Origin of the sequence: Paenibacillus sp. FSL P4-0176 (assembly GCF_037975265.1) — a bacterium.
GTDB lineage: Bacteria > Bacillota > Bacilli > Paenibacillales > Paenibacillaceae > Paenibacillus > Paenibacillus amylolyticus.
In genome coordinates this window covers 3,940,453-3,952,609 of sequence record NZ_CP150242.1, presented here as the reverse complement: position 1 = coordinate 3,952,609, position 12,157 = coordinate 3,940,453, and the positions used below count along the sequence as shown (strand labels likewise).

Genomic DNA, 12,157 nt, shown 5'->3' with positions numbered 1-12,157 from the left:
TTGTGATGTTAAAAGATTGCTACGTTAAGGGCAGATTGCATTCTCCAGATAAACGCTGGAATAAAGGATGTAAACTGCTCTTTTTTAATTTTGAATTTGAATTGAAAAGGCGCACAGTATAGCTGAGGGAATAATTCGCACTATTTTGATGAGAATTATTGAAATTGTGATGTCTGCAAGGTATACTAACGTTAATCATCAGTGAGTAACAACTACGAAGAAGATTAAAAACACAATTAAGTATCTAAGAGGGGTGAGATCAGTGGGTCCTGAGCTAAACGAAATGGAGTTGGAATACGAACTGTTAAAGCAGCTTCGAGACGCTAATGCTCCCATCGGGGCCAGTACGTTGGTTCATACTTTGGGCAAAACGTATGGTCTGAGTCAGGCAACCATCGGAAGAAGACTTATGGAGATGGATGTTGAAGGTTTTACAGTTCTGGAAGGTCGCAAGGGAAGAACTTTGACCGAACAGGGTCTGGATCGAATGAAGACGTTGGAAAAAGATTTGCAGCAACAAAGCGTGAACTCACAGTTAATTCAGATGCTGAACCATTCCGGGGAAAAGGCTCTGCTGGATGTTCTCGTTGCCAGAAGGGCACTTGAGCGTGAGATCGCTTCCCTGGCAGCACAACGTGCCTCGAAAGAATACATAGTACTGTTGCAAGCATCTATTGCCAACCAGCATGAATTGCTTTCCAAGAATATTATACCATACGAGGAGGACCGGGAGTTTCACAGATTGCTGGCTTATGCTGCGCAAAACCAAATTCTTCTGCATGCGGTTGAACTGGTATGGGAGACAAGCCGCGATTTTCTGGAAACCGCGTATATTCGCCGGAGAGTAGGAAGCGAATTAGTTGTGGATCATCAGCAGATTCTGGATGCTATTGTAGCGGGCTCTCCGGAGCAGGCTGAAGCGGCAATGGTGAATCATATCAACCAAATGATCGATGATGTCAAACGTTATTTCGCCATGCAAAACCAATAACATTCCTTAGAAACAGACCCGGTGATAAAGGAGTTGAGCTTGTGGACACAATCTACCGTCTAGGCATAGATATCGGAGGTACTTTCACGGATGCGCTTGTGATGGACCATCAGGGCAGGGTGATTGCGGCGCTGAAAACGCCATCGATTGCAGTAGCTCCTGAACAGGCGATTTTTAACGCACTTGATCAGTTGAAGGCGAGTGGCGTGAATATTCATGAGATTGATCTGTTTGTGCATGGAACAACGCTTGGCGTCAACACGTTGATTGAGCGAAATGGCGCAGTTACAGGTCTGCTGGTCACTAAAGGATTCCGTGACATTCTTGAAATCCGCCGGTTGCGACTTGAGGATACAACCAATCTGTATGGTGACAAGACCGATGCACTAGTACCGAGACATCGCGTTAAGGAAATCGATGAACGGGTCATTGCGAGTGGGGGCATACTTCAGCCACTGAATGAGGAACAACTGTTGCAAGCGGTGGATGAGCTGGTGGAGGATGGCGTTACCGCTTTGGCGATTAGCTTTTTACATGCTTATGTGAATCCCGCTCATGAGCAGCTTGCGGAAGATCTGATCAGGGAACGTTATCCGCAACTGTTCATCTGCCGAAGCAGCGCCATCTGGCCACAACAGCGCGAGTTCGAACGAACACTCGCAACGGCCATGAACGCTTATGTAGGTGAACGGATGGGGTCTTACTTCCTGCGTCTGCAAGAAGGGATTCAGGCATACGGCCTCAAAGACAACTTGCTGTCGACCATGTCCAACGGTGGAATTATGACGGCTGCCAGAGCGGCTAATGAGCCGGTACGTACGCTTCTGTCCGGGCCTGCTTCCGGTGTAATCGCCGCGACCCATATTGCTGAACGAGCGGGCATTCATCAGGTCATCACATTTGACATGGGTGGGACAAGTGTTGACGTTGCCCTTATTGACAAAGAACCGAGTTATTCTTCTGAGAACAAGGTTGGAGATTTTCCTGTCATCATTCCCGCTGTTGATGTAACGGCTATAGGAGCAGGTGGTGGTTCAATTGCCTGGCTCGATTCCGTAGGCGTACTCAAGGTTGGGCCACGCAGCGCGGGAGCCAACCCCGGTCCGGCATGTTATCAGCGCGGGGGAGAAGAGCCGACAACCACAGATGCCTATCTACAGCTCGGTATCCTGCATGCTGACCGTTTCCTTGGCGGACAAATGCGTCTGTATCCCGAACTTGCAGAGCGTACTCTGGGCAATCTGGGAGAGAAGCTTGGACTGAATGCCGAACAGACTGCACAAGCCATTCTTGATGTGGCAACTGCCAATATGTACGCCCAGTTTTCTCCCCTCATGGCTCGCAAGGGCGTTGATCCCCGCGATTTTACGTTGCTCGCATATGGTGGAGCCGGCCCGATGCATGCTTTTCTGATGGCACGTGAGGTAGGTATCGGCAGAGTGCTGATCCCGCCATCTCCGGGAACATTGTGTGCCATGGGCTGCACGGTTGCCAATCTTCGCAATGATTTCGTTCATACGTTACACAAAAGCACCCAGACTCTGGAGTCTGGTGAATTAAGCTCTCTTTTTGCTGAATTGGAAAACCAGGGACGTAGCTGGGTCGAAGAGGAAGCCCGTGGTGGTGTCAAGCTGGACAATATTTATTGCCTATACAGTGCGGATATGCGATATGAGGGACAGGCCTTTGATATAGAGGTCACGCTGACATTGGAAGAAATTGAAGATCCAAAGAAGGCAGGGATTAAATTCCATACGTCTTACCAAAACGTGTTTGGCATTAGTCAGCCAGAGGCAGAGGTCATGTTTGTAAGTCTCAGAGCAACCATTGTTGGTGTTTTACCTACCCATAACACGGTAGATCCGGCAAATTTGCCATTTGATGAGAGTGTAGCGGAAGAAAGGCTCATCACCTTTGACCATGTACAGCAGATTGCCAAGGTACTGAAAAGGGGACAAATTCCATCGGTGGATGCCCCCATCCCCGGGCCCATTATTGTGGAGGAATATGATACAACGATCTTTATTCCGCCAGGATATAAGGTATACCGGGATGTGCATGGGAACGTGATTGGGGAGGTGGAAGCATGATCGGTGACAAGGTCTTTCTTGAGATTTTTAACAACCGAATTCAAGCTGCCGTGGAAGAAATGGCAAATGTTGTTCTGCGCACAGGATTCACCGCTTTTGTCAAAGAAACTGGCGATTTTGGAACCTACCTCTTATCTCCATCCGGGGAAACGTTCGGATCGCCGCTGGAGACGGGTTACAATCTGTCCCTGGGCATCCCTGCTGCTGCGACCATTAACAGTATAGAAGACTGGAAAGAAGGGGATCTCGTCATATGTAATGATCCTTATTCCACCAAAGGCATGGTCACACACCTTCCAGACATTCATCTCATCAAGCCTTATTTTCACGAAGGGCGAATCATTGCTTACGGCATGTGCTTTGTCCATTCATCCGATGTGGGCGGCAAGGTACCGGGGAGCGTATCTCCCAGCGCCTATGATATTCATATGGAAGGCATTCGAATTGCACCAGTCAAGCTGTATGAAGCTGGTGTTCTCAACGAGCAGATCCTGCGAATGTTTATGGACAACAGCCGAATTCCGGAGCAAAATCTCGGTGATCTCAAAGCGCTTATGGCTGCATTGAATCGGGGAGAGCAACGGCTTGAGGAACTCATTGCACGATATGGCGTGGGAAAAATCCAGCAGGGCATCGAACATTTGCTGGAATATGCCGAGCTGAAGGCACGTGTTATCGTGCAAGATATCCCGGACGGTTCCTATGACTTCTGGGACTATCTGGAGAAAGGACCAGGGGGATATCCTATTCGGTTGCGTTGCAAGATGACGATTGCAGGTAGTGACATTCATCTGGACTTTAGTGGCACCGATCCTCAGGTCAGGGCTTCATTCAACATTCCTACCCACAACCAACAGGGCCATTACATGCTGGTGCCCGCACTCATTCGTTATTTCCGTACGCTCGATCCGACCATTCCTTGGAATTCGGGCATGATTCGTATGGTTCGAAATTACGCGCCGCCTGCTTCCGTACTAAACCCGGAGCCGATGGCAGCAGTTGGGGCACGTGCTGCGACCTTTATCCGGCTGATGGACGTTATCACGGGAGCACTGGGGAAAGCTCAGGGCAGTATGGTTCCCGCGGCAGGAGCTGGACAAGCCTGCATTGTCATGATGGCGATGACAGATGCATCCGATGGCAAGAAAAAGGTGGGCGTAATTCAGCCGATCTGCGGAGGTTCGGGAGCTAGGCCGATGAAAGACGGCATTGATGGCATGGATTTTGCGGTCGGTCATCTTCGGAATATTCCTGCGGAAACGGTGGAATCCGAGATGCCTGTGTTGATTGAGCATTATGGTCTTCGTGCTGACTCGGCGGGTGCAGGAACCTTCCGTGGCGGAAGCGGGATTGACCTGTGTGTCAGAATTCTAACACCGGATACCGTGATGACGGCCAGAAACATGGAGCGTATGGAGTTCCAGCCTTGGGGCAGGCTCGGTGGCGGCGTAGGTTCACATGGAGAAGCGATTCTTAATGCTGGGCGCGCAAGTGAGCATCATCTGGGAAGAATTGATGAGCTACTACTTCAACCTGGAGAAACGGTTACGTTCCTGTCGCAAGGCGGAGGCGGATATGGTGATCCACTTGAACGTGACCCACGCCTAGTTCTGGAGGATGTAAGAAGTGGACTAGTATCCCCGGAGAAAGCCCTTGATTTATACGGTGTTGTGATTGACGGCCTGGAGCTGAACGAGAGCGATACCGAACAAATGCGAGCCAAGCGACCACGGCAGCAGGAGGAATTCGCCTTTGGCAAGGCGCGGGAGCAATTTGAAGACATATGGAGCGATGAGATGCAGGTAACACTGAATCAGGCCTTGCTGAATGCTCCACTTGCACTAAGAGACTACCTGAAGCGTCAGACCATGGGCGTTGTAGAGGAGAAGTATAAGGATTCCCTATCTGTAGATCCACGGGAGATATCCGACATTATGGAAGGTTTACGCCAGCAAATAGGGTTGCATTGATCAAGTATATGGAAACTATCTAGTTCTGTCTTATCGGTAAAACCAACTACATGGATGGGGGAATTTGCATGTTCAAATCCAACAAAAAACGCTTTCTCAGCCTCGCCTCTCTGACACTGGCCGGTACATTGGTGCTTTCCGCCTGCGGTGGAGCAGGCAGCTCAAGTAATACTGCCGGAGAGAGCGACTCTTCAGGAGCAAGCGGAGACAAAGTTAAGCTGACGATGTTTATCTGGGCTGGCTCCAATCAGGATGTCGTTCCGAAAGAAGTGGTTGCCGAGTATGTGAAAGAACATCCCAACGTTGAAGTCACCTTTGAGGAATCCTCCAATTCGGTAATGTACCCCAAGATGGTCGCAGGCAAGCAGGCTGATGCCAACAATCCGATTGTTAACTTCGGTTACTTCAATGCAGATGCGACGGCAAAAGGCTTGAATGATGACATGTGGGAGCCACTGGATACCAGCATCGTGACCAATATTAAGGATATTCCCGAGTCCTTCCACAAGCCAGACAATAAAGGTGTGGTCTGGGGCGTTTCGAGCTTCGCCCTGGTATATAACAAAGATCTGGTGAAAACGCCACCTACCAGCTGGAACGATCTATGGGATAACGAGGAGTTCAAAGGAAAAACTGCGCTCTGGGACTACATGTTCTATTCCTATATCTCCCCACTTATTGCTACCAACGGTCAAGAGATTGGCGCATCCTATGAAAATCCCGAGCCAGCCTTCCAGTTCTGGGCAGATCGCAGTGACCAGATTGGCACATTGGTTTCATCCAATGATCAGCTGAAGGCACTGCTGGAGTCAGGTGATGCGCTCATTGCCCCATTCAGTGCACAGGTTGCACAGACATGGATTGATGGCGGTTCTCCACTTGCCGTAGCGTATCCGAGTGAAGGTGCCATCTCCTTCCCGTACACACTTCAGGTAGTGAAGGGCTCAACACCTGAGCAAGCACGTGTTGCAAATGAAATTATTAACGAGTTGTTGAGCGCCGAGGCGCTGTCACAATATGCAGAAGCAACGGGTACGCCGGTAACCAGTACGACAGCTGCAGTTCCGGACAAGTACAAGGATGATCCTGCATTCTCCGTCGAAACGCAAAGTAACGGCATTAATCCAGACTGGGATTTGCTTGCACAGAACAGTTCTTCCTGGAAGGAACTATGGGACCGCCTTGTGAAAACAAAGCTTCAATAAAACAATTGTTGCCAAGCACACAACGATTCCGGGTTCTGTTATGAACCCGGAATGGATGGGAGGGAATCAGAGATGAGCAGCGGACAAGAGACCATATCCATTGAAACAAGGGAAGTCACGAAGACTTATGGTGAGCGAGCCGCCGTTGATCAAGTAACACTCCAAGTGAAAAAGGGGGAATTCGTTTCCTTGCTTGGTCCGAGTGGCTGTGGCAAAACAACACTGCTTCGCATGCTTGGCGGACTTGAGCAGCCGGATCAGGGCACCATTATGCTGGGAGGTCGGGATGTTACTGGCATCCCGGCTTATGGACGCAATAGCAATATGATTTTTCAGCAGCTTGCGTTGTTCCCTCATATGGATGTATTCAACAACATTGCCTATGGACTAAAGGTGAAGAAGTTACCAAAAGCCGATATCCAACGGCAGGTAGGTGAAATGCTTGATCTGGTCCAGCTCGGAGACTATGGCAGGCGTGCTGTATCCGAGCTGTCCGGGGGTCAGGCACAACGCGTCGCCATTGCTCGCGCACTGATCAACAGACCCGAAGTGCTACTGCTTGATGAACCTCTCTCTGCATTGGACATGCAGCTGCGTCTCGATATGCAGCGTGAACTGAAACGCATCCAGCGTGAATTCGGCGGAACGTTTATCTTTGTAACGCATGATCAGAGCGAAGCCATGAATATGTCTGACCGAATTGGCGTTATGCGCGATGGAAGGCTGCTGCAATACGCAACCCCTGATGAAATCTATGAAAGACCGACCGATAGTTTCGTGGCCAAGTTTATTGGAGATACCAATCTCTTTGAGACGGAAGTACTGGGACATGATGTGAATGGAATTCGGGTGGAATGCTTCGGCAAGCCATTGCTGGTGAAAGTCAGTGATGGCAATGCTGTACCGAAAGCGGGAGCACGACATTCCTTATCAATCCGCAATGAGTATATTCGACTTGGAGAAGATGCAACTCATTGCCTGAACAAGCTGGATGGACACGTGATTGAAGCGGTGTATGGCGGAGCAAATATTCGATACAACGTGCAGATTGCTGAGGGTTTTCTAATTCAGGCCAGTGTGCTGCATCAGCGGGGAACCTCACGTTATAGTCCAGGTGAGCCAATACAGGTTGGCTTTGATCCAGAGGACACGCTCTTGTTATCCGAACCCATTGATGACCGTGTACAGGGGGCAAGAATATGAACCGGATCGCGGAACGGATCGTGAATCTGTATTCCTTTGGAAACCGCACATGGGTAACCCGGTTACTGCTTCTGTTGCCTGCGCTTGCTCTGATGGGCATCGTGTATCTGGGTGGGTTGCTGATCTTTGGCAGATATAGCTTTGATATGTATGAGAATGGAAAGCTTATTCGGGGCTGGGATTTAGGAGCTTATCGTGCGTTTCTGTCCGACCCTTATTATTGGAAGCTGATTGGCACAACGTTTCGCATTGCCTTCAAGGTTACGCTATGGAGTCTTCTGCTTGCCTATCCGCTGGCCTATTGCATTGCGGGTCTAAAGAAGCCTGGCATGAAGCAATTGTTGTTGCTGCTCACGTTTCTTCCGCTACTGGTCAGTGCGGTTGTGCGTTCTTACGGATGGCAGCTTTTGTTGTCCAAACAGGGCTTCATGAACTGGCTGTTCATCCGTCTGGGGCTAACCGAGGAAGGGTTCAGCATGATATACAATGAGACAGGTGTTGTCGTGGCCCTTGTCCATATTTTCCTGCCATTTATGGTCTTTCCGATCCTGAATGTACTGTCCCAAAGTGACGCTTCCTTAAAGGCAGCTGCTCAGGATCTGGGGGCGGGCAGCTGGAGAACATTCCTGACCATTACCCTGCCTTTATCGGCAAGAGGTATTGCAAGCGGGGTACAGATTGTGTTCACGCTATGCCTCACCGCGTTCACCACACCTCAACTGATCGGCGGGGGAAGAGTCATGACACTTCCGGTATTTATATACCAGCGAACCTTGGACACCAACTGGCCAATGGCTGCGGTTGCCAGCCTGTTTTTACTTGTGTCTTCCATTGTCGTCTCGTTGCTTGTGAATAAAGGAGCAGAAATGCTGATGTTCCGTCGTTCCCGTAAGGGAGGTCAGGCGTATGGTTAAGTCGAACAGGGGCACCAAGCTGTTACTCTACATCTTTGTGGGTGCCGTAGCGATTTATTTGCTGCTGCCACTGCTGATGATTATGTTGACATCTGTAGGCTCAGGTTCAGCCAGCAAATTTCCCCCGGAAGGTCTCACCTTGAAGTGGTATGCCAATCTGAGTGAGCAGACCCAGTTTCTCGATGCATTCAAGAACAGCCTTATTGCTTCTACAGGTGCGGTTCTGCTGGCTTTAATTACAGGTACGCTTGCTGCGTTAGCAATCGTGCAATACCCTTTCCCGGGCTCTGGTATCTTAAGGGCATTTTTTGTATCTCCAATGGTCATGCCAAAAATTACGCTGGGTATTGCATACCTGATTTTATTCTCAAAAATGCATATTGCAGGCGGACTGTTTGCACTTATTTTGGGTGAAGCGGTCATTGTGCTGCCATTTGTGCTCACTATTGTTGGCAGTGCGTTAGCCAATCTGCACCCGGCTCATCGGGAAGCTGCCGCGGACCTTGGTGCTGGGCCGATACGCATTTTTTTCACAATTACGCTGCCACAGCTCCGACTATCCCTGCTTTTGTCAGGGTCAATCGCTTTTGTCTTCACTTTTGATCAGGTAGAGGCTGCTCTGTTGCTGCTCCGTCAGGACAGCTACACGTTGCCAATACAACTATTCCTGTATATGGAGAAATGGCAGGACCCAACGATAGCCGTGGTGTCTGTTGTATTGATCGCGTTTGCGCTGGCTCTGTTTATGACGATTAAACTAGTGTTGCGCTCTGTACCAGGACTTGAAAGTTTGTTTGGTCGCAGGAAAACAAAAGGAGGTCTGGATCAAAATGAATAATTCACAGCATCTATACCATAGCTCAGGTCTGAACTGGGACCGGGCGGAAGAAGTGATGAAAACTCAAGGGCTAAGCGCCCTGATCGCAACAACTCCGGAGAATATTCACTATGTCATCGGGTCCCAGCTACGCGCAAGCAACTGGACTATGCAGATTTATGCTGTTTTACCTGCCGACAGATCTGCTAAGCCTTGTATCGTCATTCCAACGAATCGGTTAGGTGTTGTAGCTCAGTTCGGTATTACGGGGGTAGATATATTTGCCTACAGTGATTTCTTCGTAGAAGGTTCAATTGAAGGCAAACCTTCCACTGACGACATTGATCTCTTTTATTCTCTTCTGCAAACGACGGTTATTCATCCAGGTCCTGTTGAAGCACTCAAGGCTGCATTAAAACAGCTTGAGATCGAAGATCAGCCGATTGGAATCGATGAGATGCGGATCGCTCCCGATATTCTGGCTAGAATCAAGGAGGAGGTTCCTGACAGACCGGTAATTCCCGCATATAAACTGTTCCGACAAATCCGCCTGGTTAAGACACCTTTCGAAATCGAGCAACTGCGCCAGGCTGCTCAATTAAACGAACGGATTGAGCAGGAGCTGATTGACCTGATTGCCGCAGGTGTTCATGAGAAGCAACTTGCGGATCATTATCGTCTGGCTGTGATGCGAGCAGGTGGAACTCCGGCAATGACAGCGGTAGGGGCAGGGCCACGCAGCGCATTACCACTCATCGAAAATTATTTTCATACGATTGAGACCGGAGATCAGATCCGTTTCGATCTTTGCCTGCAGCTGGAAGGATACTGGGGAGATACGGGCCGCACGGTTGTTGCAGGGGAACCTACCGCTTGGATGAAAAAACATTTTGCTGCGGTCAAAAGTGGATGGGAGACGGCACTTGAGACCGTGCGCCCTGGCGTCAAGGCGTCGGAAGTATTCCATGCGGCAGTGTCTCGCGTACAGCGTGAGGGGATTCCGCATTACCGACGTCAGCATGTCGGACATGCCATCGGGTTGGAACTGTACGATGATATAACCCTCTCCCCGGGTGACCAGCGGATACTGGAGCCCGGTATGGTGTTATGTGTTGAGGTGCCATATTACGAGCTAGGTGCTGGTGGGTTCCAAATCGAGGATACAATTGTTGTAACGCCAGATGGTTATGAGTTTCTAACCCATATGGAGCGGAATTTGTTCACTAAATAACGATAGATGGAAGGCTTCACTGACCGGCGATCAGACCACAGTCGATCCAAGAAGCTTTCTTACTGGGAAAGTTGGAACATCCATGATTCAGCAGGGAACTAAGACGTTTCGTAACATTAGCCTTGCACTGTTCGCCGGAGGTTTTGTCACTTTTGCTTTGCTCTACAGCCTCCAGCCCCTGATGCCTGAGATTAGCAACGCATTCTCCATTACGCCGGCACACGCCAGTCTTACGTTATCCGTTACAACGATCGCCATGGCACTGACGATGCTGTTCATCGGGTCCTTGTCTGATTCTGTGGGCCGACGCTTTATAATGACAGCTGCACTGGTGATATCTTCTGTTATTGCTTTGCTCAGCGCATTCAGCCCGGGATATACGGAGCTTCTTCTGCTTCGTATTCTCCAGGGTGTGGCACTCGCGGGGTTGCCAGCGATAGCCATGACATATTTGTCAGAAGAAATTGAACCTAGAAGTCTTGGTTATGCTATGGGCCTATATATCAGCGGCAATTCGATAGGAGGCATGGCCGGCCGTTTCATCAGCGGTGTGGTGACAGATTGGTTCAGTTGGCGCGCTGCTGTGGGGTTCATTGGTATTATTGGACTGTGTGCAGCCGTTATTTTTTGGCTTGTCATCCCGCCATCCCGTCATTTTGTCAAAGCTGCACCCGGATTCAAAAATCCAATACCTCTTTTGTGGTCACAATGTCGCAATCCAAGGCTGTTATGCCTGTATGGACTCGGTTTTCTCTTGATGGGGGGATTCGTGACCCTGTTCAACTATATCGGTTTTGAATTAACGGGTGGACCCTATCATCTTAGCCAGTCTATCGTTGGAAGTCTTTTTGTGGTATATCTGATGGGCACGGTAAGCAGCACCTGGATGGGCAGGCTGGCAGATCGGTACGGCAGGTCACATGTGCTTGGAATCGCGCTGGGAATTATTCTGGCTGGTGCAGTCTGTACCGTTCATCCAGCGCTTTGGGTCAAGATTATCGGACTCGCCCTGTTTGCCTTTGGATTCTTTGGCGGTCATTCCATCACAAGCAGTTGGGTTGGACTCGTGGCTAATCAGCACAAATCCCAGGCCAATGCGTTGTATTTATTTTTCTACTATCTTGGTTCAAGCGTAAGTGGAACAGGAGGTGGACTGCTTTACAGTCATCTTGGATGGATAGGCATTGTGGGGATGATCGGTGTGTACGTTTTGATCGGTTTTGTCTTGTGTAATTTGCTTGTTCACAGGTTGAAGGGACAGGCTACATAAATCAACTTTTTCCGACAGCTATTGCATATCCTGAAATACCGAGTATAATACTTGGTAAATAGACGAAAAGGGGATGCAATAAACGATGAAAACACATGCTGAATTGAACTCACTTCTTGTTGACGATTATCTGGATCTCCTGAACATTGCGAAACAGCTAGGTGATGACGAATGGAAAGATGCTATTCTGCAAGCATTGAAGGAAGAAGTCGATGCGAATCATCATCTGGATTCCAAAGAGGTAAGACAGGATTTATGGATTCAATTTGAAGGCATTAATGAACAAATGCATGATCTGTTAATGCAATTGAAGAATGCCGACAGTCCTGAGGAGAAAGAACAGATTATTGAAATGATCTGGGGATTGAAAGTAGACCGTCATGCGATCACACGTAAACTTGAAACCATGAGCCGTGCCAGTGCTGGACATCAGTAAGCTCTAGGTTGATTATACATTGAAAACCCG

10 protein-coding genes are annotated in these 12,157 nt (G+C 49.2%); all 10 read left to right on the top strand.

The window, feature by feature from the left end; genetic code table 11:
- Positions 1–283 precede the first annotated feature (283 nt).
- The 10 genes from MKY95_RS17810 (at position 284) to MKY95_RS17765 (ending at position 12,127) form a co-directional block, all read left to right on the top strand.
- The gene (locus tag MKY95_RS17810) at positions 284–991 is read left to right on the top strand and encodes an FCD domain-containing protein (RefSeq protein WP_076318139.1); all 708 of its coding nucleotides are present in this window, start codon (positions 284–286) and stop codon (positions 989–991) included.
- Positions 992–1,032: 41 nt separating this feature from the next.
- A complete protein-coding gene (locus MKY95_RS17805; RefSeq protein ID WP_339193621.1) occupies positions 1,033–3,081 on the top strand; it encodes a hydantoinase/oxoprolinase family protein in 2,049 nt (682 codons plus the stop codon).
- Positions 3,078–5,051 (top strand): hydantoinase B/oxoprolinase family protein, encoded by a 1,974-nt coding sequence (locus MKY95_RS17800; RefSeq protein ID WP_339193619.1) that lies wholly within the window; start codon positions 3,078–3,080, stop codon positions 5,049–5,051. The genes MKY95_RS17805 and MKY95_RS17800 overlap by 4 nt, the downstream gene beginning before the upstream one ends.
- 68 nt (positions 5,052–5,119) lie before the next feature.
- Entirely contained in the window at positions 5,120–6,256 is a 1,137-nt protein-coding gene (locus MKY95_RS17795) for an extracellular solute-binding protein (RefSeq protein ID WP_339193617.1), read from the top strand.
- Between the two features lie 72 nt (positions 6,257–6,328).
- Entirely contained in the window at positions 6,329–7,459 is a 1,131-nt protein-coding gene (locus MKY95_RS17790; RefSeq protein ID WP_339193615.1) for an ABC transporter ATP-binding protein, read from the top strand.
- Positions 7,456–8,373: an ABC transporter permease gene (locus MKY95_RS17785; RefSeq protein ID WP_339193614.1), complete on the top strand. Its 918-nt coding sequence runs from the start codon at positions 7,456–7,458 to the stop codon at positions 8,371–8,373. Before MKY95_RS17790 ends, MKY95_RS17785 begins: the two co-directional genes overlap by 4 nt.
- Complete coding sequence (locus MKY95_RS17780) at positions 8,366–9,211, top strand: ABC transporter permease (RefSeq protein ID WP_036613795.1); 846 nt, start codon at positions 8,366–8,368, stop codon at positions 9,209–9,211. Before MKY95_RS17785 ends, MKY95_RS17780 begins: the two co-directional genes overlap by 8 nt.
- On the top strand, positions 9,204–10,421 hold the full coding sequence (locus MKY95_RS17775; RefSeq protein ID WP_339193612.1) for a Xaa-Pro peptidase family protein: 1,218 nt from the start codon (positions 9,204–9,206) through the stop codon (positions 10,419–10,421). Before MKY95_RS17780 ends, MKY95_RS17775 begins: the two co-directional genes overlap by 8 nt.
- A gap of 82 nt (positions 10,422–10,503) precedes the next feature.
- Positions 10,504–11,691 (top strand): MFS transporter, encoded by a 1,188-nt coding sequence (locus MKY95_RS17770; RefSeq protein ID WP_339193611.1) that lies wholly within the window; start codon positions 10,504–10,506, stop codon positions 11,689–11,691.
- Between the two features lie 85 nt (positions 11,692–11,776).
- On the top strand, positions 11,777–12,127 hold the full coding sequence (locus tag MKY95_RS17765) for a hypothetical protein (protein WP_339193610.1): 351 nt from the start codon (positions 11,777–11,779) through the stop codon (positions 12,125–12,127).
- Positions 12,128–12,157: the final 30 nt, after the last annotated feature.

Coding starts and splice junctions, on each gene's coding strand:
- MKY95_RS17795 (WP_339193617.1), top strand. CDS start 5,120: ATGTTCAAATCCAACAAAAAACGCTTTCTCAGCCTCGCCTCTCTGACA.
- MKY95_RS17790 (WP_339193615.1), top strand. CDS start 6,329: ATGAGCAGCGGACAAGAGACCATATCCATTGAAACAAGGGAAGTCACG.
- MKY95_RS17810 (WP_076318139.1), top strand. CDS start 284: ATGGAGTTGGAATACGAACTGTTAAAGCAGCTTCGAGACGCTAATGCT.
- MKY95_RS17765 (WP_339193610.1), top strand. CDS start 11,777: ATGAAAACACATGCTGAATTGAACTCACTTCTTGTTGACGATTATCTG.
- MKY95_RS17800 (WP_339193619.1), top strand. CDS start 3,078: ATGATCGGTGACAAGGTCTTTCTTGAGATTTTTAACAACCGAATTCAA.
- MKY95_RS17775 (WP_339193612.1), top strand. CDS start 9,204: ATGAATAATTCACAGCATCTATACCATAGCTCAGGTCTGAACTGGGAC.
- MKY95_RS17785 (WP_339193614.1), top strand. CDS start 7,456: ATGAACCGGATCGCGGAACGGATCGTGAATCTGTATTCCTTTGGAAAC.
- MKY95_RS17780 (WP_036613795.1), top strand. CDS start 8,366: ATGGTTAAGTCGAACAGGGGCACCAAGCTGTTACTCTACATCTTTGTG.
- MKY95_RS17770 (WP_339193611.1), top strand. CDS start 10,504: ATGATTCAGCAGGGAACTAAGACGTTTCGTAACATTAGCCTTGCACTG.